The 22306-nt window shown below is 60.5% G+C and carries 19 protein-coding genes; 12 read left to right on the top strand and 7 right to left on the bottom strand.

The window, feature by feature from the left end; genetic code table 11:
* Nucleotides 1-353: 353 nt before the first annotated feature.
* From ccoM to ACW9JE_RS17065, 3 genes are all read right to left on the bottom strand, one after another.
* Nucleotides 354-470: a cytochrome c oxidase subunit CcoM gene (gene ccoM, locus ACW9JE_RS17075; protein WP_306167737.1), complete on the bottom strand. Its 117-nt coding sequence runs from the start codon at nucleotides 468-470 to the stop codon at nucleotides 354-356.
* 143 nt (nucleotides 471-613) lie between these two features.
* Nucleotides 614-787 carry a hypothetical protein gene (locus ACW9JE_RS17070; protein ID WP_224538150.1) on the bottom strand — a complete coding sequence of 58 codons (174 nt, stop codon included), beginning with the start codon at nucleotides 785-787 and terminating at the stop codon, nucleotides 614-616.
* Between the two features lie 100 nt (nucleotides 788-887).
* A complete protein-coding gene (locus ACW9JE_RS17065; protein ID WP_175379880.1) occupies nucleotides 888-1229 on the bottom strand; it encodes an aspartate-semialdehyde dehydrogenase in 342 nt (113 codons plus the stop codon).
* A 223-nt stretch (nucleotides 1230-1452) separates the two neighbouring features.
* Here ACW9JE_RS17065 and rapA point away from each other — a divergent pair, with 223 nt between their 5' ends.
* On the top strand, nucleotides 1453-4299 hold the full coding sequence (gene rapA, locus ACW9JE_RS17060; RefSeq protein ID WP_457433392.1) for an RNA polymerase-associated protein RapA: 2847 nt from the start codon (nucleotides 1453-1455) through the stop codon (nucleotides 4297-4299).
* 100 nt (nucleotides 4300-4399) lie between these two features.
* Here rapA and ACW9JE_RS17055 read toward each other — a convergent pair whose 3' ends face one another.
* Nucleotides 4400-5746 (bottom strand): spinster family MFS transporter, encoded by a 1347-nt coding sequence (locus tag ACW9JE_RS17055; protein WP_457433391.1) that lies wholly within the window; start codon nucleotides 5744-5746, stop codon nucleotides 4400-4402.
* Between the two features lie 304 nt (nucleotides 5747-6050).
* On the opposite strand from ACW9JE_RS17055, the gene ACW9JE_RS17050 reads away from it, so the two are divergent.
* Nucleotides 6051-6401 carry a YkgJ family cysteine cluster protein gene (locus ACW9JE_RS17050; protein WP_224538143.1) on the top strand — a complete coding sequence of 117 codons (351 nt, stop codon included), beginning with the start codon at nucleotides 6051-6053 and terminating at the stop codon, nucleotides 6399-6401.
* Nucleotides 6402-6559: 158 nt separating this feature from the next.
* A complete protein-coding gene (locus ACW9JE_RS17045) occupies nucleotides 6560-8776 on the top strand; it encodes a putative bifunctional diguanylate cyclase/phosphodiesterase (protein ID WP_224538141.1) in 2217 nt (738 codons plus the stop codon).
* On the opposite strand, the gene ACW9JE_RS17040 is transcribed toward ACW9JE_RS17045, so the two are convergent.
* Complete coding sequence (locus ACW9JE_RS17040) at nucleotides 8733-9629, bottom strand: NAD(P)-dependent oxidoreductase (RefSeq protein WP_224538140.1); 897 nt, start codon at nucleotides 9627-9629, stop codon at nucleotides 8733-8735. The genes ACW9JE_RS17045 and ACW9JE_RS17040 overlap by 44 nt on opposite strands.
* A 197-nt stretch (nucleotides 9630-9826) precedes the next feature.
* On the opposite strand from ACW9JE_RS17040, the gene ACW9JE_RS17035 reads away from it, so the two are divergent.
* Nucleotides 9827-12025, top strand: coding sequence for a hypothetical protein (locus ACW9JE_RS17035; protein WP_224538138.1), 2199 nt, complete (start codon nucleotides 9827-9829; stop codon nucleotides 12023-12025).
* A 308-nt stretch (nucleotides 12026-12333) separates the two neighbouring features.
* On the opposite strand, the gene ACW9JE_RS17030 is transcribed toward ACW9JE_RS17035, so the two are convergent.
* The gene (locus ACW9JE_RS17030; RefSeq protein WP_224538135.1) at nucleotides 12334-12639 is read right to left on the bottom strand and encodes a DUF2288 domain-containing protein; all 306 of its coding nucleotides are present in this window, start codon (nucleotides 12637-12639) and stop codon (nucleotides 12334-12336) included.
* Between the two features lie 348 nt (nucleotides 12640-12987).
* On the opposite strand from ACW9JE_RS17030, the gene ACW9JE_RS17025 reads away from it, so the two are divergent.
* The 5 genes from ACW9JE_RS17025 (at nucleotide 12988) to ACW9JE_RS17005 (ending at nucleotide 17991) form a co-directional block, all read left to right on the top strand.
* Nucleotides 12988-14115, top strand: coding sequence for a branched-chain amino acid ABC transporter substrate-binding protein (locus ACW9JE_RS17025; RefSeq protein WP_224538134.1), 1128 nt, complete (start codon nucleotides 12988-12990; stop codon nucleotides 14113-14115).
* Between the two features lie 233 nt (nucleotides 14116-14348).
* Complete coding sequence (gene livH / locus ACW9JE_RS17020; protein ID WP_224538132.1) at nucleotides 14349-15272, top strand: high-affinity branched-chain amino acid ABC transporter permease LivH; 924 nt, start codon at nucleotides 14349-14351, stop codon at nucleotides 15270-15272.
* Nucleotides 15269-16525 carry a high-affinity branched-chain amino acid ABC transporter permease LivM gene (locus tag ACW9JE_RS17015; protein ID WP_224538131.1) on the top strand — a complete coding sequence of 419 codons (1257 nt, stop codon included), beginning with the start codon at nucleotides 15269-15271 and terminating at the stop codon, nucleotides 16523-16525. Before livH ends, ACW9JE_RS17015 begins: the two co-directional genes overlap by 4 nt.
* Complete coding sequence (gene livG, locus ACW9JE_RS17010; RefSeq protein WP_457433390.1) at nucleotides 16522-17289, top strand: high-affinity branched-chain amino acid ABC transporter ATP-binding protein LivG; 768 nt, start codon at nucleotides 16522-16524, stop codon at nucleotides 17287-17289. The genes ACW9JE_RS17015 and livG overlap by 4 nt, the downstream gene beginning before the upstream one ends.
* A complete protein-coding gene (locus ACW9JE_RS17005) occupies nucleotides 17290-17991 on the top strand; it encodes an ABC transporter ATP-binding protein (protein ID WP_175379892.1) in 702 nt (233 codons plus the stop codon). It begins immediately after the preceding gene.
* Between the two features lie 167 nt (nucleotides 17992-18158).
* On the opposite strand, the gene ACW9JE_RS17000 is transcribed toward ACW9JE_RS17005, so the two are convergent.
* Nucleotides 18159-19067: a LysR family transcriptional regulator gene (locus ACW9JE_RS17000; protein ID WP_457433389.1), complete on the bottom strand. Its 909-nt coding sequence runs from the start codon at nucleotides 19065-19067 to the stop codon at nucleotides 18159-18161.
* 105 nt (nucleotides 19068-19172) lie between these two features.
* Between ACW9JE_RS17000 and ACW9JE_RS16995 the strand changes: the two genes are divergently transcribed.
* The 3 genes from ACW9JE_RS16995 (at nucleotide 19173) to ACW9JE_RS16985 (ending at nucleotide 22229) form a co-directional block, all read left to right on the top strand.
* A complete protein-coding gene (locus tag ACW9JE_RS16995) occupies nucleotides 19173-19769 on the top strand; it encodes a short chain dehydrogenase (RefSeq protein WP_224538125.1) in 597 nt (198 codons plus the stop codon).
* A gap of 85 nt (nucleotides 19770-19854) precedes the next feature.
* Entirely contained in the window at nucleotides 19855-20520 is a 666-nt protein-coding gene (locus ACW9JE_RS16990; protein ID WP_457433388.1) for a COG3650 family protein, read from the top strand.
* 95 nt (nucleotides 20521-20615) lie between these two features.
* Nucleotides 20616-22229 carry an NAD(P)/FAD-dependent oxidoreductase gene (locus tag ACW9JE_RS16985; RefSeq protein WP_224538121.1) on the top strand — a complete coding sequence of 538 codons (1614 nt, stop codon included), beginning with the start codon at nucleotides 20616-20618 and terminating at the stop codon, nucleotides 22227-22229.
* Nucleotides 22230-22306 lie beyond the last annotated feature (77 nt).

Genomic DNA, 22306 nt, shown 5'->3' with positions numbered 1-22306 from the left:
GCCGCCCCCGGCCATGGATGGCCGATGGCGGCGGGCCCACGGAGCAGGACCGGAACGAGGGCATGCCGAGCCACAGCGAGGCACCGAACGTCAGGGGCACGAGCGTTTGGTTACTTTGCGCTCTTCAAAGTGACCCGCTGTAAGAGCGGAACCATAAGTAGCCGTTACCGCAGCAACGGATATGTACACAATAAACCCAATCGCGAGCAGGCTCGCTCCCACAGGAATTGCGTCTTAACCGAAATCAACTCGCCCCCCCCCAAAAAACAACATCAACCAAAAACAAACGCGCAAAAAAAAGGGCAACCGAAGTTGCCCAAAATGCCTTGCGTGCTCATTACATCCAGAAAGAACTACGGTTTCTTCCGCTTGTGCGAATCCTTCCAGATAAAAAATCCAAATCCTGCAAAAAACATCAGCATGAGGCTGACGGTCAGCACTCCGGCGATCACCACGTTGTCGAAAAACATGACGCGTCTCCTGCGGTTGCCTTGTTGCGATGGAGATAAGTTAACCAATCGCGCAGGAGGAAATATTGACCGGGATCAATGTTGCCCGGGATCGGGCATAAAGAAGGGAAAAACTGACCTGCATCAATCGATGCAGGGAGGGATCAACGCTTTTTCGGCTTGCTCTTGGACTTGCTCTTCGACTTTTTCTTCGCCGTGCCCAGAGGCATGGCCTGCTCGAACGCCTGGCGCACTTCGTTCAGGCGCTTTTCGTTGAGGTCATGGACACGCTTGGCGCGTTCGGCATTGAGGTCGATCAGCTTGTCGTCTTGGCTCATGGCGTTGGGTGCATCGCTTGAATGAAGTTCCGGTGCCGCGTCAAACGGGCAGAATTGACCCAATAATGCGGCCTGATGGCGGCGCTGACCAGACGCAAGCTCAAATCTCGATATCGACCCACAACCCCTGGCGCGGCTGATCTTCCATCAACGGCGCGACCGGCACGGTGTTGTCGGCGTTGAGTTCGGTGCCGGGAATCGCCAGGTGGGCCTCGGGATCCTCATCGGCCTCGCGGCGACGACGCTCGCGTTCCTGCTTTTTGCGCTGCTCCTCGCGCAATAGCAGCACGGCTTCCTCAGGATCGCGGTTTTTCAAGTCGATGGTGCTGTCGGTGGAACTCTCCTGCATCGGCACCACAGGTGCGATGTCCGGGCGCGGGCGAATCGGGTCGTGCTGGGAAGTGACCGGCACGGCACTCAAGGGGAGCATCGGTGGCAGCATAATTTTTAGTCTCCTGTCAGTCAGGATGTCGGCTGCGGTGGAGGCGACTTGAGCCATCGGTCGCAAACTGTGAGCCATTTGGCACTGTTCGGGGCGTCAACGTCTAGGATCTTTTGAGGTCTTGGCGATCAAAGACCACCGCTTACAGCACAGGTATTCCTTTGGTCTTGGAGACCTGATTCCGTTAACATAGCCCGCTTTTTCAAGGTGGGAGTCAGGCAGCATGGCGCAGCAGTATCAACCGGGGCAACGCTGGATCAGTGACAGCGAAGCGGAGTTGGGTTTAGGCACCGTTCTGGCACAGGACGGCCGCTTGTTGACCGTGCTCTACCCGGCCACTGGCGACACCCGCCAGTACGCGCTACGGAATGCGCCCCTCACCCGCGTGCGATTCTCGCCGGGTGACACCATCACTCACTTCGAAGGCTGGAAACTGACCGTTCGCGAAGTCGATGACATGGACGGCCTGCTGGTTTACCACGGCCTGAACGCGCAGAACGAACCGGTCACCCTGCCGGAAACCCAACTGTCGAACTTCATCCAGTTCCGCCTGGCCAGCGACCGCCTGTTCGCCGGGCAGATCGACCCGCTGGCCTGGTTCTCCCTGCGTTATCACACCCTGGAACACACCAGCCGCCAGTTGCAGTCCTCGCTGTGGGGCCTGGGCGGCGTGCGTGCGCAACCGATCGCGCACCAGTTGCACATCGCCCGGGAAGTCGCCGACCGTATCGCGCCGCGGGTTCTGCTGGCGGACGAAGTGGGCCTGGGTAAAACCATCGAAGCCGGTCTGGTGATCCATCGCCAACTGCTGTCGGGCCGCGCCAATCGCGTGCTGATCCTGGTACCGGAAAACCTTCAGCACCAGTGGCTGGTGGAGATGCGCCGGCGCTTCAACCTGCAAGTCGCGCTGTTCGACGAAGAACGCTTCATCGAAAGCGATGCCTCGAACCCGTTCGAAGACACTCAACTGGCGCTGGTCGCCCTCGAGTGGCTGGTGGACGACGAGAAGGCCCAGGACGCACTGTTCGCCGCCGGCTGGGACTTGCTGGTGGTCGACGAAGCCCACCACCTGGTGTGGCACGAAGACCAGGCCAGCCCTGAATACACGCTGGTCGAACAACTGGCCGAAACCATTCCCGGCGTGCTGCTGTTGACCGCCACCCCGGAACAACTGGGCCAGGACAGCCACTTCGCCCGCCTGCGCCTGCTCGATCCGAACCGTTTCCACGATCTGAACGCCTTCCGCGCCGAGAGCGAAAACTATCGCCCGGTGGCCGAGGCCGTTCAGGAGCTGCTCGAACAGGGTCGCCTGTCGCCCAAGGCACACCAGACCATCAACGGTTTCCTCGGCAACGAAGGCGAAGCCTTGCTGGCCGCGGTCAACGATGGGGACACCGAAGCCAGCGCGCGCCTGGTGCGCGAACTGCTGGACCGCCACGGCACCGGCCGCGTGCTGTTCCGCAACACCCGCGCCGCCGTGCAGGGGTTCCCGGAGCGCAAGCTGCACCCTTACCCGCTGCCGTGCCCGGACGAATACCTCGAACTGCCGCTGGGCGAACACGCCGAGCTGTACCCGGAAGTCAGCTTCCAAGCCCTGCCGGACGCCAATGAAGAAGAGCGCTGGTGGAAATTCGACCCGCGCGTCGAGTGGCTGATCGACCAGCTGAAAATGCTCAAGCGCACCAAAGTGCTGGTGATCTGCGCCCACGCTGAAACCGCCATGGACCTGGAAGACGCCCTGCGCGTTCGTTCCGGCATCCCGGCTACGGTGTTCCACGAGGGTATGAACATCCTCGAACGTGACCGCGCCGCCGCCTACTTCGCCGACGAAGAATTCGGCGCGCAAGTGCTGATCTGCTCGGAAATCGGCAGTGAAGGCCGCAACTTCCAGTTCTCCCATCACCTGGTACTGTTCGACCTGCCGTCCCACCCGGACCTGCTGGAACAACGTATCGGTCGTCTGGACCGGATCGGCCAGAAGCACACCATCGAACTGCACGTGCCATATCTGGAAACCAGCCCGCAAGAGCGTCTGTTCCAGTGGTACCACGAAGCGCTGAATGCCTTCCTCAACACCTGCCCGACCGGCAACGCCCTGCAACATCAGTTCGGCCCGCGCCTGCTGCCGCTGCTGGAAGAGGCTGACGACGGTCAATGGCAAGCGCTGATCGACGAAGCGCGCACTGAGCGCGAGCGTCTGGAAGCTGAATTGCACACCGGCCGTGACCGTCTGCTGGAGCTCAACTCCGGTGGCGCTGGCGAAGGTGAAGCGCTGGTGGAAGCGATCCTGGAGCAGGACGACCAGTTCGCCCTGCCGATTTACATGGAAACCCTGTTCGACGCGTTCGGCATCGACAGCGAAGACCATTCGGAAAACGCCCTGATCCTCAAGCCGAGCGAAAAAATGCTCGACGCCAGCTTCCCGCTGGGTGACGACGAAGGCGTGACCATCACTTACGACCGCAACCAGGCGCTGTCGCGCGAAGACATGCAGTTCATCACCTGGGAACACCCGATGGTGCAGGGCGGCATGGATCTGGTGCTGTCCGGCTCCATGGGCAACACCGCGGTGGCGCTGATCAAGAACAAGGCGCTCAAACCAGGCACCGTGTTGCTGGAGCTGCTTTACGTCAGCGAAGTGGTCGCCCCGCGCTCGCTGCAACTGGGCCGTTATCTGCCGCCGGCCGCCCTGCGCTGCCTGCTCGACGCCAACGGCAATGACCTGTCGGCCCGGGTTGCCTTCGAGACCCTCAACGATCAACTCGAAAGCGTCCCACGCGCCAGCGCCAACAAATTCATCCAGGCCCAGCGCGACCAGCTGACGCCACGGATCAACGCCGGTGAAGACAAGATCTACCCGCGTCACGCCGAGCGCGTGGCCGAAGCTCAGCGTCGCCTGGCAGCAGACACCGATGAAGAACTGGCGCGTCTGACCGCGCTGCAAGCGGTCAACCCGACGGTTCGTGACAGCGAGCTGGTTGCCTTGCGCAAACAGCGCGAGCAAGGCCTGGCCATGCTCGACAAGGCGGCACTGCGACTGGAAGCGATTCGGGTGCTGGTGGCGGGTTAATTCCCCCTCCCCCCGTAATGAAGAAGGCCCGCGCAATGCGGGCCTTCTTTTTTAAAGTCGCAGCCTTCGGCAGCTCCTACCGTGGGACGCGAAACTGCTTTTACGCCGGCACACCCTCAACCTGCGCCGCAGCCACCCCCAACCCATCCTTCATCCGCTTGGCATCGCGCACAAAACAGCGCGAAGCCAGCACCAGAAACACCATGGTGAAAAACAGCGCCACCGGGATCAGGTACATCGCGTCATGCAGGCCGACGGCCTTGAACGCTTCGGTCATTTGCTCGGCTCCCGCCGAGAGCATGGCGGTGTGCGCGAAGTGATCGGACAAGGCCCCCACCACCACCGGACCCAGGCCGCCACCCAGCAGATACAGACCGGCGAAGAACAGCGCCATGGCCGTCGCCCGCAGGCGCGGTTCGACCACGTCCTGAATCGCCGTGTAAACGCAGGTGTAGAAGTTGTACGCAAACAGCCAGCCCACACTGAACACCGCGACGAACACGCCGATCTCGATCCGCCCCGAATGCAGCGCCCAGGCGGTGCACACGGTGGAAATGATCAGGCTGAAGGCGGCGAACAGCAGTCGACCATTGGCCACACGCTGGTGAATCTTGTCCGCTACCCAGCCACCCAGGGTCAGGCCCACCAGACCGGTCACGCCGACGATGATCCCGGTCGCGACCGCTGCTTCCTGCAGCGGCATGAGGAAATAACGCTGCAGCATCGGCACCATGAACGAATTGCAGGCGTAGGTCGCGAAGTTGAAGCACAACCCGGCCAGCACCAGCCACAGGAAGGTCGGCACCGCCAGGACCCGGCGGATCGGCCGATCGACCTTCTCCTGGGACACCTGCACGCTTTCGGCGGCACCGCGCTTGGGTTCCTTGATGTAGAACATGAAGACCGCAAGGATCAGCCCCGGCACGGCGGCGATGAAGAACGGCGCACGCCAGCTGTCGAACGCCTTGACCATCGCACCGATGGTGAAGAACGCCAGCAACAGCCCCAGCGGCAGGCCGAGCATGAAAATCCCCATGGCCCGGGCCCGACGATGCGCCGGAAACAGATCCCCGATCAATGAATTGGCCGCTGGTGCATAGCTGGCTTCACCGATGCCGATGCCCATGCGCACGATCAGGAAGCTCCAGAAACTGCCGACCATGCCATTGACGGCGGTCAACCCGCTCCACGCCGCCAGCCCCCAGCCCATCAACTTGCTGCGCGACCCGGTATCGGCCATCCGCCCCAGGGGCAGGCCGGCGATCGCGTAGACAATGGTGAAGGCGGTGCCGATGATCCCCAGCTGAAAGTCGCTGAGATGCCATTCCATGCGGATCGGCTCGATGATGATGGCGGGAATGGTGCGATCGAAGAAGTTGAACAGGTTGGCCAGGAACAGCAGGAACAGAATGCGCCAGGCATTCGCCGCTTGGGTCGAGTTCTGCATGGGTCCGTCTCTTTTATTGTTATGGGGGCGTCGTTTCCCCGGAATCTGCAATCTAGACAGGCGCGCCAGGACTGTCTGTAATTATTCGTAAGGCTGATACCTGTCCATGGCGAACTCACGCCGCAAGACTCCCCCTATCAGACAGTCGAGGCCCAACGTCCACGGGCCCCAAGCGCCGGAATCGACCGCACGTCCAGCCGCTGAAAAATACCTGTTCACCCCCCTATCCAAGCCGCTGGCGAAGCCTAGAATAGCGACCTTGTCAGCCCCTCCGGCCTCCTCACTCTTCCTTAGATAAATACCCATGTCCGATGTCAGTCCGTGTCTGAATTGCGGTGCCTGCTGTTCCTACTTTCGCGTGTCATTCTTCTGGGGTGAATGCGCTTCGTCCGGAGGGACGGTGCCCGACGATCTCGTCGAACAGATCACCCCCAGCCGCGTCGCAATGCTGGGGACCAACTGCAAACCCGCGCGCTGCATCAGTCTGGACGGGGAAGTCGGCAGCGAAGTGAAATGCACGATCTACGATCAGCGCTCGACCCCTTGTCGGGAGTTCGAGGCGTCCTGGGTCGATGGCCAGGCCAATACCGACTGTGACGCAGCACGAGCGGCATTCGGCCTGCCACCGCTGGAACCCGCCGCACACGGCGTTTAGCAACCAAACGCCCGACCGTTAGCGCCAATCGTTATTGGGTTAATACCAAAATGTTTGGCGCTAAAGTGCCATCACCGCTTGCACCCCGTTCCGGCCCTCTATACTCCTTGCACTCTCCGGTGTCATTGCACCGGTCAAAGGAACGAACGGGGCATCTTATGGAGTGGTTGGGCCTGCATTTCGCTGCCGGGCTGCCAGAAAACGGGCAGGTCATACTCAATTGTGTACATGACCCGTTTCTGGTCCTTCTGGCATTTCTGGTCGCCTGTGCCGGCAGCTTCGCCACGCTGGACATGGCCGAGCGGGTCGCGCATGCCGACAAGGCCGCCTCTCGCCGGCTCTGGCGCTGGGTCGGCGCCGGCTGTCTGGCCGGTGGCATCTGGGCCATGCACTTCATCGGCATGCTGGCCTTCCAGGCCCCCATCAATGTGCACTACCAACTGCCGGTCACACTTGCCTCTCTGCTGATTGCCCTGATCGCGTCATGGTTGGCGATGCAAACCCTCAGTCGCCCCGCCTTGAGCTTCTGGCATTGCCTGAAAGCGTCGATCTGGGTCGGCCTGGGTATCGCCACCATGCATTACGTAGGCATGTCCGCCCTGCGCTCGCAGGCGGTCATCTACTACCAGCCGATCCTGTTTGCCCTGTCTATCGTGATTGCGATCGGCGCCAGCCTCGCGGCATTGCTGCTGTCGAGTTACCTGCGTAGCGGCACCGGCATGTTCCATCAACTGCTCAAGTACTGCGCCAGCCTGGTGCTGGGCACCGGCATTGTGAGCATGCACTTCACCGGCATGGCGGCCTTCGACCTGGTGCTGCCCGCCGGCAGCGTCCTGACTCAACCAGGGGCGAACAATCACTTTCAACTGGGCCTGACGGTGGCGGTCATCACCCTGCTGATCATCGGCAGCAGCATCAGCGCGGCGCTGGCGGACAAGAAGCTGCAACACAAGGAAAAAGACCTTCAGCGGGTCAATTCATTGCTCAGCCAACTGGATCAGGCACGGGCGTCGCTGCAGCAGGTCGCGCATTTCGACCCGTTGACCAACCTGATCAACCGCCGCGGATTCAACCAGCTGTTTGCCGAAAAGCTCATCGAGAAAACCCACGACGGCGGCATCATGGCCGTGCTGTTCCTCGACATTGACCACTTCAAGCGCATCAATGACAGCCTCGGCCACGACGCCGGAGACGAATTGCTCAAGGTCTTGGCCGACCACATCAAAAGCTCGGTGCGCAGCCACGAAGACGTGGTGGCGCGTTTCGGCGGCGATGAGTTCTGCGTGCTGATCAATCTGCAGGATCGCGAAGAAGCCCGACAACTGGCCCAGCGCATCATGTTGAAAATGAAGGATCCGATCGAGCTGGCCGGGCGGCGCATGGTCATGACCACCAGCATCGGTATCAGCCTGTTCCCCGAGGACGGCACGACCTGTGACGAACTGCTGAAACACGCAGACCTGGCGCTCTATCAGTCCAAAGGCAGTGGGCGCAACGGCCTGAACTTCTTCAGCGCCAACCTCAAGACCCGCGCCACGCTGGAGCTGCAACTGGAGGAAGAGCTGCGCCACGCGTTGCGCGAAGACGCCGGGCTGATGCTCTTTTACCAGCCGATCTACAACCTGAAGACAGGCGAGGTCGGCAAACTTGAAGCATTGCTTCGCTGGCAACATCCGGTCCACGGATTGCTCGCTCCTGACCGGTTCATCCCCCTCGCCGAAGCCAATGGCCTGATCGCCGAGCTGGACAACTGGGTGCTTCACAAGGCCTGCGAGGACTTGGGTGAGCTGTCGAAACAGGGTTGCGAGTCCCTGAAAATCGCCGTGAACTGCTCGCCCCTGAGTCTGGCCCGCGAGGAACTGGCCGGGCAGATCGAGCAGGCCTTGCGCAGCGCCGGGGTGGCGCCGCAACGGCTGGAACTGGAGGTGACCGAAAATGCGTTGATGGGCAATATCGCCGACACCCTGGAACTGCTGCGACAGATCAAGGCCTTGGGCGTGGCGCTGTCGATCGATGATTTCGGCACCGGTTACTCGTCCCTGGCCTACCTCAAGCGTCTGCCGCTCAACACGTTGAAGATCGACCGCTCGTTCATTCAGGAGATTCCCAATTCGACCCAGGACATGGAGATCGTTCAGGCGATCATCGCCATGGCCCATACCCTGCACCTGGAAGTGGTGACCGAAGGCGTCGAGACCTTCGAGCAATATCAGTTCCTCGAAAGCCACGACTGCGATTTCGCTCAGGGCTACCTGCTCAGCCGCCCGGTACCGCTGTCGGAGCTGCTACCGGTGCTGAACGAGATCAACCAGCGCAAGAACCGCTTCTCGCTTACGCCATTGAGTCTGGTTCGCGGTACATCCGCACTAATGTAGAAGGGTCTTTTTCCAGATTCCCCTGGCTGCCATGCAGCCGCATCAGTTGCGCCGCCAGGCCGCTGACCGGTGTCGCCGAGCCCTGTTCACGAGAAAACTTCACCGCCGTGTCCAGATCCTTGAGCAAAGTGCGCACGTGCCATTTCACCGGTTCGAAACGGCTCTCGGCCATTTGCGGGGCAAGGATCTGCAGGGGTTTGGAGTCGGCAAAGCCACCGGCCAGCGCCTCGGCGATCAGGCTGGCATCGACCCCGGAACGCTCGGCCAGCGCCACCACTTCGGCAATCACCAGCGCATTGCAGGCCACGATCATCTGGTTGCAGGCCTTGGTCACCTGCCCTGCCCCGACCGCGCCCATGTGCGTCACGCGCTGCCCGAGACTCAGCAGGACCGGTTTGACGCGCTCGAGATCCGCCGCCTCGCCGCCGACCATGATCGCCAGACTGCCCGCCTCGGCACCGACCACGCCGCCGGACACCGGCGCATCGAGCCAGGCCATGCCGGTGCGGCTGGCAAGTTCCGCCGCCATTTCCCGGGTCGCGGTAGGTTCCAGGCTGGAAAAGTCCACCAGCAACTGACCGCTTTTGGCGCCTTCGACGATGCCCGCCGCGCCAAACACCACGTCACGCACCACCGAAGTGTCCGCCAGGCACAACATCACCACGTCAGCGTGCTGGCACAGCTGCGCGGGGCTCGCGACCTGCCGGGCACCGGCCTCGACCAGTGCCGCGCACTTGGCCGGATTGCGGTTCCACACTGTCAGCGGATACCCCGCCGCCAGCAGGCGCAGGCACATTGGCAGGCCCATCAGGCCAATTCCGGCAAACCCCAACGAAGGTAGCGTTGACATCATTTTGCCTCTTTTCGATTAAAGAACGCCAAATAGTGGCCGATTCATCGTGAGCAGAAAAGGATTTCCCCGAGCGAACCTCAGGCCGCGGCCTCTGACGCTTGGATTAAATACGCGCTGATAAAAGACGCGAGTTCTCATTCCGTGACGGTTCGACGACCCAGTCGTGCGACCAAAACAGCCCAGGTAGATGGCGAACAATGACTTCCAAAAACAATCCGGCCACTGCGGTTTCCGACCTGACCTTGAGCCCTGCGGCAAACACCCCGGTTTCATCGAAGCCATTGCTCCCGTCACGCCCGCTGGGAACCCAGCAATACCTGTATTTCACCGAGACCAACACCGACCGCATACTCGATAACCTCGACGGCCTGCGCGACATGGTGTTCCCGCGCCCACCGCATCTGGAAGTCGACAACGAACAGCACAACGACCAGGAATTCCCGTCGGTGTGCCTGATCGGCCTGGGGCGCTGCGGTTCGAACATTGCGCTGGACGTCGCCGAACTGGTGTACAACGCGCGCAAGTTCTACCTCAACGAATTCAACAACGAAGATCGTCTGTCGCCGGACAAGCGCTACGCCGAAAAGGGCTACAGCCCGGCGCAGTGGATCCGCAACAACCTGCGCCTGATGCCGAACAAGGCCACCAAACCGGTGTTCCTGGTCGAGCCGCTGGTGATGCTGGGCGATCTGGACAAGGACATCGCCGGCCGCATCCGCTTCTCGCGCAAGGGCGAAAAAAGCGGTTTCCTGCGCGACTACAGCAAAATGAAAATCATGGACCTGTCGGAAGTCCATGCCGGTGGCGCCGGTAACGCGCCGATTCTCGGCCAGTACCTGGCCAAGATCATCCTGAACAAGGACACCCAGCGTTTCTCCAGCCCCGACTGGAAAATGATCCACTCGTACCTGATCGACAGCTGCGGCATCAAGGCCAACCAGTCGCGCCTGTACTTCTCGATCTTCAGCGCCGGCGGCGGTACGGGTTCGGGCATGGCCTCGGAATTCGGCCTGGCCCAGCAGCACTCGTACATGAACAAGACGTTCGACACCAAGCCGGTGGACGAGCACGACAGCAAGAGCGGTCACTCCTTCGTCTTCGAGCCGATCTTCACCAGCGGCATCTGCGTCCTGCCGAACATTTCCGACCACCGCAGCGAAATGTCCGAAGCGCTGCACATCAACGCCGGTCGGCTGCTGTGTAAATATCTGTCGGAAGAGTGGGACTTCTCCTACAACTTCGCCAACGAAGACAGCAGCGAAGCCAGCGTCATGGGCCGTATCCGCCCGTGGAACGCGATGATGCTGATCTCCAACGACATCATGCGTTACGCCGAAGAGAACGATGACGGCAACATCCAGAACATTGATGTCAATGCCATGGAAAAGCATGCCAACCAGTACATCTCGCAGCAGATCTTCAACATTCTGACGGCGCAGGCGGTCACCACCGACTACGACCAGAACTATTTCCGACGCGCCGGCATCGATATCGGCGAAACCATTCGCCTGGACGCCAACGACCTGTTCATGAGTCTCGCCGGCCCGGTGGCAATCGCCTACGCCGAGTCCGTCGTCCCGGAAACCCCGGCGCCGACCGGAGACAAGTTCAAGGTGTTCGAGAAAGAACAGCAGCGCCTGAACATCGACGACCTGTTCTTCCGTTCCATCGACCTGCCGCACTTCAACAAGGTCACCCAGGCGATCGAAGGCATCAGCCTGCTGCCGATCGAGTCCAAGCGCTACCGCGCGTCGCTGGAGCAGTACAAGAACTCGGGCTACGACGCCGCGGCGCTGCACGACCTGCATTTCTTCAAGAACTGCTCATCGGTTGTCTCGATCGTCTCGCTGCCCAAGGACTACAAACTGTCCTACATGGACCTGAACCGGTTGAAGACTCACCTCAACAGCCTGTTTCCCAACACCACGCTCAAGCGTTACGCGCTGGTGATCGGCGCCTCGGCCAACCTGTCGCTGACCACCCTGATCGCCAAGAGCCCGTGCCTGTCGGACGATTTCCTGACCCTGATCGTGGCCTTCATCAAGCGCTGCTTCGCCCGTAATCCGTACCGCTTCGATGACACCCTGGACCACTCGATCCTGGACTTCATCATCAGCGAGCAATTCGACGAAGAACGCATCGACGACCTGCTCAACGAGTTCGAGAACCCGGCGAAGATCCTCGATACCAACTGGTACGCGATCAAGCCGATGTACGAGAAGAAATACCGCGAGCTGATCAACGACAAGGACAAGTTCGTCTCGATCAACGACATCCGCCTGTCCCGGGATTGCGTGAAGAAGGCGATCAAGTACCTGCGCGAGATCTACCGTCACCGCATTGGCAAGACCAAGGTCATTTCGCTCAATAACCATACGGGCAAGACCGCTTACTAAGCGGCGCGCCATTCGCGAGCAAGTCGAATCGTCGCACCGCCGCTCCCACATTTGACCGCGCTCCGTCAGGAGGAATGCGATCGAATGTGGGAGCGGGCTTGCTCGCGAAAGCGGTCTGACATCCACCGCTGAACTTACAGATTGTCACCCCGGAAACAATTGAGCAGCCCTCTGGCCACCCCTTCAACTGTTCCCGTTACGTTTACGTCACCGTGAGGCTGTGGCCTTTCTCTACGGCAAGGTGCCATCACGCTACTCGGCTACACACTTTTAGCCGCAGGAATCGCGCACCAACAAGGTGCACACATTCAATCCCCTGCTCTTTCCTGGATCAGGATCCACGGCGAAACCACCACCGCCCACAATTCCGGATCACGCTCGAAAAGATCCAGCGCCCGCGTTTCAGACAGCTTGGCGAGCTTGTCGTCGGCCAACCAGGCAGCCACTTTCTCGCCCTCATCGCTGGCCACGGCTTCGGCGGCGGCGATCAAATCCAGAGTAGGGTCGACCCACAATAGGGCACCCTTGGCGAAGAACGGCTCCAGTTCCTTCCATGAAATAGATGCGGTTTCACCAAGCAGCTTGGCATAGAGGGTGCTAGGTTCTTCGTTCATGGGTCTGTCCGGAAATGAAATTGACGCAATGATAACGTCGGTGGTCTGGCAGAAAAACCCGGTAGCAATTTGCAGTACCGAATGAAAAGAGCAGGAAAGCCAAGGAATGCACGGAATCTGGCTATAAGCCCGTCAATACCCCGCCGCAATTCTGTCTTTTTCTTTCAAATTAGCGACACCCCCAAGTTTTGCCCCCCGGCGCCAGCTTCCCAGGCTGACAATCGGCGCTCTACACTGTACCGGTACAGTTGCCGAGGGGCTTTTCCGGGGAATGTCGTGGACACTGACCCGGTTCTGCTGCCTGAGGCGCCAGGACTATAAAAACTACAACAGTAAGAGTGGAGCACTATGACTAAGGCTACTAAGCAGATTTCCAAACTGTTTGCCGCTATGGTTCTGGCCGGGGTTGCCAGCCATTCGTTCGCAGCTGACACCATCAAGATCGGCATCGCCGGCCCTAAAACCGGTCCTGTAGCCCAATACGGCGACATGCAGTTCAGTGGCGCCAAAATGGCCATCGAACAAATCAACGCCAAAGGCGGTGTAGACGGCAAGAAACTCGAAGCCGTCGAGTACGACGACGCCTGTGATCCGAAACAAGCGGTAGCGGTAGCGAACAAGGTCGTCAACGACGGCGTCAAGTTCGTGGTCGGCCACCTGTGCTCCAGCTCCACCCAACCGGCTTCGGACATCTACGAAGACGAAGGCGTGATCATGATCACCCCGGCTGCCACCAGCCCGGACATCACCGCCCGTGGTTACAAAATGATCTTCCGTACCATCGGTCTGGACAGCGCCCAGGGCCCTGCCGCCGGTAACTACATTGCCGATCACGTAAAACCTAAAGTCGTTGCCGTTCTGCACGACAAGCAACAGTACGGTGAAGGCATCGCCACCGCCGTGAAGAAGACCCTTGAAGGCAAGAACGTCAAGGTTGCCGTGTTCGAAGGCGTCAACGCCGGCGACAAGGACTTCTCCTCGATCATCGCCAAGCTCAAGCAAGCCAACGTCGACTTCGTCTACTACGGCGGCTACCACCCGGAGCTGGGTCTGATCCTGCGTCAAGCCCAGGAAAAAGGCCTGAAAGCCAAGTTCATGGGTCCGGAAGGCGTGGGTAACGATTCCATCTCGCAGATCGCCAAGGACGCTTCCGAAGGCCTGCTGGTAACCCTGCCGAAGTCCTTCGACCAGGATCCTGCCAACGTTGCCCTGGTTGATGCATTCAAGGCCAAGAAAGAAGATCCAAGCGGTCCGTTCGTGTTCCCGGCCTTCTCGGCTGTGGAAGTGATCGCCGAAGGCATCAAGTCCGCCAAGTCCGAAGACACCGCCAAAGTGGCTGAAGCCATCCACAAAGGCACCTTCAAGACTCCTACCGGCGACCTGAGCTTCGACGACAAGGGCGACCTGAAAGACTTCAAATTCGTGGTTTACGAGTGGCACTTCGGCAAACCAAAAACTGAAGCTTCGCCTCAGTAAGGCCTTGCCTGACTGACTGCCCACAAAGCCCACGGCACGCCGTGGGCTTTGTTTTACGAACGTACTTGGGCCGTGCTGGCGTGATCCGCTAGTCTCCCCACCTGAAAATCTCAAAACCGTCATCAGCGGTTCGCTGGCAAAACCCGGATTCGAAGTGGATGCAGATCCACGGGGCCCGGGCGGGAAAATGACTCCACCAGTGAAATGCGTATCAGGTTTTTAGGAGCGCTGTAATGCCTGACATCTATCACTTCTTCCAACAGCTGGTTAATGGTCTGACCATTGGCAGCACGTATGCCCTGATCGCCATCGGCTATACGATGGTTTACGGCATCATTGGAATGATCAACTTCGCCCACGGCGAGGTGTACATGATCGGTTCCTACGTGGCGTTCATCGCCATCGCGGGCCTGGCCATGCTGGGACTCGACAGCGTTCCGCTGTTGATGACCGCCGCTTTCCTGGCGACCATCGTCGTCACCAGTGCCTACGGCTACAGCATCGAACGGATCGCCTATCGCCCCTTGCGCGGCAGCAACCGTCTGATCCCGCTGATTTCCGCCATCGGCATGTCGATCTTCCTGCAGAACACGGTTCTGCTGGCGCAAGACTCCAAGGACAAATCCATTCCCAACCTGATCCCGGGCAACTTTGCCTTCGGTCCAGGTGGCGCACATGAAGTGCTGATTTCCTACATGCAAATCGTGGTGTTCGTGGTGACCCTGGTCGCCATGCTCGGCCTGACCCTGTTCATCTCCCGCTCTCGCCTGGGCCGCGCCTGCCGCGCCTGTGCCGAAGACATCAAGATGGCCAACCTGCTGGGTATCAACACCAACAACATCATCGCCCTGACCTTCGTCATCGGTGCCGCACTGGCGGCCGTCGCGGCCGTGCTGCTGAGCATGCAATACGGCGTGATCAACCCGAACGCCGGTTTCCTGGTCGGCCTCAAGGCCTTCACCGCAGCGGTACTGGGCGGTATCGGCAGCATTCCGGGCGCCATGCTCGGCGGGCTGGTACTGGGTGTAGCGGAAGCCTTCGGCGCCGATATTTTCGGCGACCAGTACAAGGACGTCGTGGCCTTCGGTCTCTTGGTTTTGGTGTTGTTGTTCCGGCCAACCGGCCTGCTGGGTCGTCCGGAGGTTGAGAAAGTATGACTAGGAATCTTAAACAGGCACTGTTCAGTGCCTTGCTGGTGTGGGCTGTCGCCTACCCGGTACTGGGTCTGAAGCTGACCATCGTCGGCATCAACCTGGAAGTCCACGGCACCAGCACCACCACGCTGATCACCATCGCCCTGTGCTCGGTACTGATGTTCCTGCGTGTGCTGTTCGACCAGCAGATCAGCTCCGTCTGGCGTTCGTCGTCCCGGGGTCCGCTGATTCCGGCCAAGGCCAGCAACTTCCTGACCCTGCCGACCACTCAGCGCTGGATCATCATCGCGCTCATTGCCGGTGCCCTGATCTGGCCGTTCTTCGGCTCCCGTGGCGCGGTGGACATCGCGACACTGGTTCTGATCTACGTGATGCTTGGCCTGGGCCTGAACATCGTGGTCGGCTTGGCCGGTCTGCTGGACCTCGGTTACGTCGGCTTCTACGCCGTCGGCGCCTACAGCTACGCGCTGCTGTCGCACTACTACGGTCTGAGCTTCTGGATCTGCCTGCCGATCGCCGGCCTGATGGCGGCCACCTTCGGCTTCCTGCTGGGCTTCCCGGTCCTGCGTCTGCGTGGTGACTATCTGGCGATCGTGACCCTGGGCTTCGGTGAAATCATCCGTCTGTTCCTGCGTAACCTGACCGATATCACCGGTGGTCCGAACGGTATCAGCAACATCGAGAAACCGACGTTCTTCGGCCTGACCTTCGAGCGCAAGGCCGCCGAAGGGATGCAGACCTTCCACGAGTACTTCGGCCTGGAATACAACTCGATCAACAAGGTGATCTTCCTCTACCTGGTCGCGTTGCTCCTGGCACTGGCTGCTCTGTTCGTCATCAACCGCCTGCTGCGCATGCCACTGGGCCGCGCGTGGGAAGCGTTGCGTGAAGACGAGATCGCCTGCCGCGCCCTGGGTCTGAATCCAACCATCATCAAACTGTCGGCCTTTACCCTGGGTGCCAGCTTCGCCGGTTTCGCCGGTAGCTTCTTCGCTGCCCGTCAGGGTCTGGTGACGCCGGAATCCTTCACCTTCATCGAGTCGGCGATCATCCTCGCCATCGTCGTATTGGGTGGCATGGGCTCGCAGCTGGGCGTGATCCTGGCGGCCGTGGTGATGATCCTGCTGCCGGAAATGATGCGTGAGTTCAGCGAATACCGCATGTTGATGTTCGGTGCCTTGATGGTACTGATGATGATCTGGCGCCCTCAGGGTCTGCTGCCCATGCAACGTCCTCACATGGAGCTGCGCAAATGAGCCGCGAGATCCTTAAAGTAGAAAATCTGAGCATGCGCTTCGGCGGCCTGCTGGCGGTCAACGGCGTTGCCTTGAGCGTGAAGGAGAAACAAGTGGTTGCGCTGATCGGCCCCAACGGCGCCGGCAAGACCACCGTGTTCAACTGCCTGACCGGCTTCTACAAGCCGAGCGGCGGCAGCATCAAACTGGACGGCGAAGCCATCGAAGGCTTGCCGGGCCACAAGATCGCCCTCAAAGGCGTGGTGCGTACCTTCCAGAACGTGCGGCTGTTCAAGGACATGACCGCGGTCGAGAACCTCTTGATCGCCCAGCATCGTCACCTGAACACCAACTTCCTGTCCGGCCTGTTCAAGACTCCGTCGTTCCGCAAGAGCGAACGCGAGGCCATGGAATATGCCGAGTACTGGCTGGACAAGGTCAACTTGCGCGAATTCGCCAACCGTACGGCCGGCACCCTGGCCTACGGTCAGCAGCGTCGCCTGGAAATCGCCCGTTGCATGATGACCCGCCCGCGGATCCTCATGCTCGACGAACCGGCTGCCGGTCTGAACCCCAAGGAAACCGAAGATCTGAAGCAACTGATCAGCGTGTTGCGTGAGGAGCACAACGTGACTGTGCTGCTGATCGAACACGACATGAAACTGGTCATGAGCATTTCCGACCACATCGTCGTGATCAACCAGGGCACGCCTCTGGCCGACGGTACGCCGGAACAGATCCGTGACAATCCTGATGTGATCAAAGCCTACCTGGGGGAAGCGTAAATGCTGCAGTTCGAAAACGTTTCCACCTTCTACGGCAAGATCCAGGCCCTGCACAGCGTCAACGTCGAAGTCCGCCAGGGCGAAATCGTGACCCTGATCGGCGCCAACGGTGCCGGCAAGTCCACACTGCTGATGACCCTCTGCGGTTCGCCGCGGGCCCACAGCGGCAGCATCCGCTACATGGGTGAGGAACTGGTCGGTCAGGATTCTTCGCAAATCATGCGCAAGAGCATCGCGGTGGTGCCGGAAGGTCGCCGGGTGTTTTCCCGCCTGACCGTGGAAGAAAACCTGGCCATGGGCGGTTTCTTCACCGACAAGGGCGACTATCAGGAACAGATGGATAAGGTCCTCGGACTTTTCCCGCGCCTGAAAGAACGCTTCAACCAGCGCGGCGGCACCATGTCCGGCGGTGAACAGCAAATGCTCGCCATCGGCCGTGCGCTGATGAGCAAGCCCAAGCTGTTGCTGCTCGACGAGCCTTCGCTGGGTCTGGCACCGATCATCATCCAGCAGATCTTCGACATCATCGAACAGCTGCGCAAGGACGGTGTGACGGTGTTCCTGGTGGAGCAGAACGCCAACCAGGCGCTGAAAATCGCCGACCGCGCCTACGTGCTGGAAAACGGCCGTGTTGTGATGCAAGGCACCGGTGAAAGCCTGCTGACCGACCCGAAAGTGCGCGAAGCGTACCTGGGTGGCTGAACCATTGCGGTAAACAGAAAACGGCCTTCGGGCCGTTTTTTTGTGCCTGTCACAGTCCCGATCACAATGATGCCCACTGTGGGAGCGAGCCTGCTCGCGATTGCGGTGGATCAACCGACATCAATGTCGGATCTAAAACCATCGCGAGCAGGCTCGCTCCCACAGGGTCAGAGCCTGTCCAAAGCCTCCCCACTGCGCTTGAACCACCCCATCAAATAATCCGCCAGCACCTGCGTGCGCTTCGGCAACCCACCCTGATACGGATGCACCAGATACATCGGCATGCTCCGCGTCTGATAGTCGCGCAAAAGCCAGCGCAAGCGGCCCTCAGCCAATTCCGCCGGCAACAGGTAGGACGGCAAACGCGCAATCCCCGCACCCGCCAGCGCCGCCTTTTTCAGCAGGTTGTAATGATTGCTGGCAAACGGCCCGGAAACCCGCACCCGCAGCAATTCATGCTGCTGGTGATACAGCCATTCCTCGCGGCCGCTGTAGTGGCTGTTGAGCAGACAGCGGTGTTCGGCCAGCGCCCGGGGCGTCTGCGGTTCGCCGTATCGCTCCAGATAGGCAGGGCTGGCGCAGGTCATTTCGTGCCAGGCCAACAGCGGGCGCGCCACCAGTCGCTGGTCGATGGCAGCATCGGAGCGAATCGCCAGGTCGAAGCCATCCCGGGACAGTTCGCGGTAGTCGTTGCTCAGATCCAGCTCGATCTGCACTTCGGGGTACTTGCTGGAGAACTCCAGTAACAGGCCATCGAAAAACGTTTCCCCCAGCGACACCGGCACGGTCATGCGCACCGGGCCGGCCATGTCGTCCTTCAATCGAGCCAGCGCCTGACGCGCCCGTTCGACCTGGGCCACCAGCGCCTGCGCCTGGGGCAACAACGCCGCGCCGGCCGCCGTCAGGTTCAGACGCCGCGTGGTGCGCTGCAGCAGCACCACGGAGAACTGCGCTTCCAGCTGGCTGATGCGCTTGGACAGCTGGCCCTTGCTGCAACCGAGCTGCTGGGCCGCCAGGGTGAAACTGCCCGCCTCGACCAACACCGCAAACGCCGCCAGATCATCCATCTCGCTCATGGATTGTTTCCAATAGAAAACCAAAGGTTGCCTATTAGCGCGCTTATCAATGGAAAAAACCACTCTAAACTGAAGCCACATTCAACCCACTGGAGCAACGGCAGCATGAAAATCCTTTTGATCGGCGCAGGCGGCACCATTGGCAAGGCCATCGACAAAGAACTCTCCCCACGTCACGAAATCGTCCGCATCGGCCGCACCAGCGGTGATTTCCATGTGGATATCAGCGACAGCGCCTCGATTCGCAAACTGTTCGAACAAACCGGTAAATTCGATGCGCTGATCTGCGCCGCCGGCAACGTGACCTTCGCCCCGCTGGCGGAAATGACCGAGGACAGCTTCGCCCTGGGCCTGAAAGACAAGCTGATGGGCCAGGTCAACCTGCTGCTGATCGGCCGTGAATTCGCCAATGACGGCGCCTCGTTCACTTTCACCACCGGCGTGCTCAGCCACGATCCGATCCGCAGCGGCGCCTCCGCAGCGCTGGTCAACGGCGCGCTGGACAGCTTCGTTCGTGCCGCGGCCATCGAACTTCCACGCGGCCTGCGAGTGAACTCGATCAGCCCGAACGTGCTGGTGGAAGCCATGGATAAATACGCGCCGTACTTCCGCGGCTTCAAACCGGTTCCGGCTGTGGATGTGGCATTGGCCTACGCCAAAAGTGTCGAAGGACTGCAGACCGGTCAGACCTTTCACATCTGATCGCAGTCTTCGGCAGCTCCAACACGAGGGTTGTGATGAACGGTCAGGCTGAGTAACGTGGCGACACTTGTCAGGAGACCCCAAGATGCGTGTTGCCCGTTCCTTAGTCGTTGTTGCCCTGCTCCCCCTGTTCGCGGCCTGCCAGTTGTTCGACGGATCCCGCGAAAGCGCGTCCCATGTGGGCCAGACCCGCATGCAGGGGCAGTTGAGCGCAGCCGATGGCAAACTGCTGTTCCAGCCCTGCGGCGAACAGCGCCGTCTTGTGGTCAACGACACCGGCAACACCAGCGTCCTGCAACAGGCCGCCAGCCTGGCCGATGCACAGGGCAAACTTTTTGCCGATGTGCGCGGTCGGATCGTTGCCGGTTCCGGTGACGGCCAACTTGACCTGGAACAGCTATATCGCGTCGAGCGCTCGGCCAATGCCTGTGCCGATCCCGATTTCAAAAAACTGATCCTGCGCGCTGCCGGCCACAACCCCGAGTGGAGCGTGAACGTCAGCGGCAAGGGCATGGTCATCGACCGCACCGGCCAGCCACCTTTGGCGGTGCCTTATGTCGAAGAACAACTGGGCGATGGCCGATTCAACCTCAGCACCGAAGCCAACAATCAGCACATCGAGTTGTGGGTCGCCCCGCAACGCTGCATCGACAGCCAAACAGGCAGCGTCCAGCACATGAGCGCCGAGTTGCGCATCAACGGCCAGGTGCAGCGCGGTTGCGGGTATTTCGGCGGTTCGCGCGACGACTGATCGTTTAGGCCTCACGGGACCCGGCCTTTGCGGCTTATAATCGCCGGTTTCAAACGCCCTGGCGCAGTTGTGCGCCCCGCGAACCGGATCCCGTCATGTTACGAATCACCGAACTCAAGCTGCCGATCGACCATCCCGATGAAGACCTGCGCGCTGCCATCGTGCAACGCCTGGGCATCGCCAGCGATGACTTGCTCGACTTCACCTTGTTCAAGCGCAGCTACGACGCGCGCAAAAAGTCTTCCGAACTGTGCTTCATCTACACCATCGACCTCAACGTTCGCGATGAGGGCTCGGTGCTGCGCAAGTTCGCCGATGACCGTAACGTCAACGAGGCGCCGGATGTCAGCTACAAGATGGTCGGCCAGGCACCGGCCGACCTGAGCGCACGCCCGGTGGTGGTCGGTTTCGGCCCTTGCGGTATCTTCGCCGGGCTGCTGCTGGCACAGATGGGCTTCAAGCCGATCATCCTCGAGCGTGGTCCCGACGTGCGCCAGCGCACCAAGGACACCTGGGGCCTGTGGCGTAAAAGCGTGCTCAACCCCGAGTCCAATGTGCAGTTCGGCGAAGGCGGTGCGGGGACGTTCTCCGACGGCAAGCTCTACAGCCAGATCAAGGACCCGAAATTCGTCGGCCGCAAAGTCCTGCACGAGTTCGTCAAGGCCGGCGCGCCGGAAGAAATCCTCTACGTCAGCAAACCGCACATCGGTACGTTCCGACTGACCGGTGTGGTGGAAACCATGCGTGAGGAAATCCGTGCCCTGGGCGGCGAAGTGCGCTTCCAGCAGCGGGTGACCGATGTGCTGATCGAAGACGGCCAGCTGGTTGGCGTCGAACTCGATGGCGGCGAGCAGATCCATTCGAAACACGTGATTCTGGCCCTCGGCCACAGCGCCCGTGACACCTTCCGCATGCTCCACGCCCGCGGCGTGTACATGGAAGCCAAGCCGTTCTCGGTGGGTTTCCGCATCGAACACCCGCAATCGCTGATCGACCGCGCGCGCCTGGGCAAGTACGCCGGCCACCCGAAGCTCGGCGCCGCCGACTACAAACTGGTGCATCACGCCAAAAACGGCCGTTCGGTCTACAGCTTCTGCATGTGCCCGGGCGGCACCGTGGTGGCAGCGACCTCCGAGCCCAATCGCGTGGTCACCAACGGCATGAGCCAGTACTCGCGAAACGAGCGCAACGCCAACTCCGGGATCGTCGTCGGGATCAGCCCGGAAGTCGATTACCCGGGCGGCCCGCTGGCGGGCATCGAGTTGCAGGAACGCCTGGAATCCCACGCGTTTGTCCTGGGTGGCAGCAACTACGAAGCACCGGCGCAACTGGTCGGCGACTTCATCGCCGGCAAGCCGTCCACCGAGCTGGGCAGCGTTGAACCGTCCTACAAGCCGGGGGTTGCCTTGGGTGACTTGGCCCTGGCTTTGCCAGCGTTCGCCATCGAAGCCATTCGCGAAGCCTTGCCGGCCTTCGAGAAGCAGATTCGCGGTTACTCGCTGCACGACGCGGTACTGACCGGGATCGAAACCCGCACCTCGTCACCATTGCGGATTACCCGCAACGAGTCGATGCAGAGCCTGAACGTGAAGGGCCTGTTCCCGGCCGGTGAAGGCGCGGGTTATGCGGGCGGGATTCTGTCGGCGGGTGTGGACGGGATTCGGATAGCCGAGGCGGTGGCGCGGGATATTTTGGGTCTAGAAGCCTGATAAACCCTGGCTGAAGTAACACAAACCCCTGTGGGAGCGGGCTTGCTCGCGAATGCGGAGTGTCAGTCGCCATAGAT

Source organism: Pseudomonas sp. SDO55104_S430, assembly GCF_054070595.1.
Note: the sequence above shows the minus strand (reverse complement) of the source record. Positions and strands in the feature narration are given on the sequence as shown.

What these genes read in the sequence shown, in the direction of transcription:
- ACW9JE_RS17055 (WP_457433391.1), bottom strand. Translation starts at nt 5,746, where the DNA reads ATGCAGAACTCGACCCAAGCGGCGAATGCCTGGCGCATTCTGTTCCTG.
- rapA (WP_457433392.1), top strand. Translation starts at nt 1,453, where the DNA reads ATGGCGCAGCAGTATCAACCGGGGCAACGCTGGATCAGTGACAGCGAA.
- ACW9JE_RS17025 (WP_224538134.1), top strand. Translation starts at nt 12,988, where the DNA reads ATGACTAAGGCTACTAAGCAGATTTCCAAACTGTTTGCCGCTATGGTT.
- ACW9JE_RS17045 (WP_224538141.1), top strand. Translation starts at nt 6,560, where the DNA reads ATGGAGTGGTTGGGCCTGCATTTCGCTGCCGGGCTGCCAGAAAACGGG.
- ccoM (WP_306167737.1), bottom strand. Translation starts at nt 470, where the DNA reads ATGTTTTTCGACAACGTGGTGATCGCCGGAGTGCTGACCGTCAGCCTC.
- ACW9JE_RS17000 (WP_457433389.1), bottom strand. Translation starts at nt 19,067, where the DNA reads ATGAGCGAGATGGATGATCTGGCGGCGTTTGCGGTGTTGGTCGAGGCG.
- ACW9JE_RS17035 (WP_224538138.1), top strand. Translation starts at nt 9,827, where the DNA reads ATGACTTCCAAAAACAATCCGGCCACTGCGGTTTCCGACCTGACCTTG.
- ACW9JE_RS16990 (WP_457433388.1), top strand. Translation starts at nt 19,855, where the DNA reads ATGCGTGTTGCCCGTTCCTTAGTCGTTGTTGCCCTGCTCCCCCTGTTC.
- livH (WP_224538132.1), top strand. Translation starts at nt 14,349, where the DNA reads ATGCCTGACATCTATCACTTCTTCCAACAGCTGGTTAATGGTCTGACC.
- ACW9JE_RS17070 (WP_224538150.1), bottom strand. Translation starts at nt 787, where the DNA reads ATGAGCCAAGACGACAAGCTGATCGACCTCAATGCCGAACGCGCCAAG.
- ACW9JE_RS17015 (WP_224538131.1), top strand. Translation starts at nt 15,269, where the DNA reads ATGACTAGGAATCTTAAACAGGCACTGTTCAGTGCCTTGCTGGTGTGG.
- ACW9JE_RS17030 (WP_224538135.1), bottom strand. Translation starts at nt 12,639, where the DNA reads ATGAACGAAGAACCTAGCACCCTCTATGCCAAGCTGCTTGGTGAAACC.
- ACW9JE_RS17050 (WP_224538143.1), top strand. Translation starts at nt 6,051, where the DNA reads ATGTCCGATGTCAGTCCGTGTCTGAATTGCGGTGCCTGCTGTTCCTAC.
- ACW9JE_RS17065 (WP_175379880.1), bottom strand. Translation starts at nt 1,229, where the DNA reads ATGCTGCCACCGATGCTCCCCTTGAGTGCCGTGCCGGTCACTTCCCAG.
- ACW9JE_RS17040 (WP_224538140.1), bottom strand. Translation starts at nt 9,629, where the DNA reads ATGATGTCAACGCTACCTTCGTTGGGGTTTGCCGGAATTGGCCTGATG.
- ACW9JE_RS16985 (WP_224538121.1), top strand. Translation starts at nt 20,616, where the DNA reads ATGTTACGAATCACCGAACTCAAGCTGCCGATCGACCATCCCGATGAA.
- livG (WP_457433390.1), top strand. Translation starts at nt 16,522, where the DNA reads ATGAGCCGCGAGATCCTTAAAGTAGAAAATCTGAGCATGCGCTTCGGC.
- ACW9JE_RS16995 (WP_224538125.1), top strand. Translation starts at nt 19,173, where the DNA reads ATGAAAATCCTTTTGATCGGCGCAGGCGGCACCATTGGCAAGGCCATC.
- ACW9JE_RS17005 (WP_175379892.1), top strand. Translation starts at nt 17,290, where the DNA reads ATGCTGCAGTTCGAAAACGTTTCCACCTTCTACGGCAAGATCCAGGCC.